The following is a 1822-nucleotide window of genomic DNA, read 5'->3' on the forward strand; positions in this document are numbered from 1 at the left end:
GCCTGAGCTCAACACCGAGCAGGAAAGCCCTGAATTGGCCGAGGCCAACGCTGGTAAGACCAGCATTTTCAAATTTCCCCACCTGATTTTGGGCGCAGTCGCCATTTTCCTGCACGTTGGTACGCAGGTCATCGCCATCGACACCATCATCGCCTATGCAGGTTCAATGGGTATCGGGCTACTGGAAGCCAAGGTTTTTCCCTCTTACACGCTTTTCATGACGATCTGCGGCTATGTTTTGGGGATCATTTTGATTCCAAAATTCCTCCGGCAAGTCAACGCCCTGCGTATCTGTACGCTGCTGGGAATGGCTTTCACATTTCTGATTATTTTCGCGAGCGGACGGGTCGGTTTTATGGGTCACGACGCCGATATTTCCATCTGGTTCGTAGTACTGCTGGGGCTGGCCAATTCGCTGGTGTGGGCGGGGATCTGGCCGCTGGCGCTGGATGAACTGGGGCGGTTCACGAAACTGGGTGCGTCGATTCTGATTATGGGGCTTTGCGGAAATGCCTTGATGCCGTTGCTGTACGGCTATTTCGCCGATTTATACAGCTTGCAGGCAGCCTATTGGGTGCTTATTCCCTGCTACGCGTATCTGGTATATTACGCATTTTACGGGCATTTGGTAAGGCGGTGGAGTTTGTAAAAACCTTGGCTTTATCCACCAATCGCGATCATCGAGCGGTTGGTTTCGTACTCGGCCTTCGCGCCTTTTTCGGCAAAGTCGCTGTGCCCGCCGTGGGCGAAGTGTTTGGCCTGGAAGTGGCCGAGGATTAATTCTTTCACGTCTTCGCCCTGCCGCAGAGCGGTCAATAAATCAACTTCTCCCGTATCGAAAAGGCAGTTTTTTAGCTTGCCATCGGCGGTGAGACGGATGCGGTTGCAGCCCGCGCAGAAGTGGTTGGTAATGGTACTGATAATGCCAAAAGTACCCGCCCCGTCCGCAATGCGAAAGCAGCGGGCCGTGTCGTTGGCTTCGCCGGGCAAGGCGTCGAACTCGTACTGTCTACCGATAGTTTCCAACAAAGTCTTGTAAGGAACCATGCGCGAAAAGTCCCACTGATTGCCGTTAAATGGCATGAACTCGATAAACCGCACATGCAGGTTAGGCCGGTCGCGGGTGAGTTCTACGAAGTCGTTGACTTCCTCCACGTTAAGGTCGCGCATGACGACCATGTTGAGCTTCACGCTGAATCCTTCGGCCAGCAGTAGTTGAATATTATCGAGCGTTTTCTTAAAATGATCCCGTTTTGTAATCGTCTTGAACCGCTCTTCCTGCAAAGTATCAAGACTAATATTCAGCGAGCGAACGCCCGCTTTCTTGAACGTATCCAGGTACTTATCCACAAAAACCGCGTTGGTCGTCAGCGTCAGCGACACGGGTAGTTCGCCCAGCGAAGCGATGATGTCACCCACATCTTTACGAATCAGCGGCTCGCCGCCCGTGAGCCGGATTTTCTGCACGCCCATCTCCACAAAAATTCCCGCCAGCGTCCGAATCTCGTCTGCTGACATTAGCCACGCATTCGGCATAAACTGCATGTCCTCCTGAGGCATACAGTAGTTGCAGCGTAAGTTACACTTGTCCGTCAGCGAAATGCGCAGATAGGTGTGGGTACGGCCGAAGGTGTCGGTAATGTATGTAGTTGGTGTGTCTATGAGTTTATAAGTTTTTTTAGTTCCAAAGGCACAAAGTGAGAAATCGAAACGATGATAGACTCGCTCAGGAACTTTGTGCCTTTGTGCCTTCGCCACTTTGTGCCTCTTCATGCTTTTCGCCTTCCATAACGCCAAACACGTGCAGAACGTGCGGAAAGAG

Annotated in this window: 1 protein-coding gene and 1 pseudogene; one reads left to right on the plus strand and one right to left on the minus strand. The window is 52.0% G+C overall.

The window, feature by feature from the left end:
• A pseudogene (locus ACEW8P_RS01120) lies at positions 1-649 on the plus strand (glucose/galactose MFS transporter); the annotation flags it as partial.
• 11 nt (positions 650-660) lie between these two features.
• On the opposite strand, the gene moaA reads toward ACEW8P_RS01120, so the two are convergent.
• Positions 661-1773, minus strand: a complete 1113-nt coding sequence (moaA, locus tag ACEW8P_RS01125; protein ID WP_373511271.1) for a GTP 3',8-cyclase MoaA — start codon at positions 1771-1773, stop codon at positions 661-663.
• Positions 1774-1822 lie beyond the last annotated feature (49 nt).

Origin of the sequence: Persicitalea sp., assembly GCF_041751555.1 — a bacterium.
Lineage (GTDB): Bacteria > Bacteroidota > Bacteroidia > Cytophagales > Spirosomataceae > Persicitalea.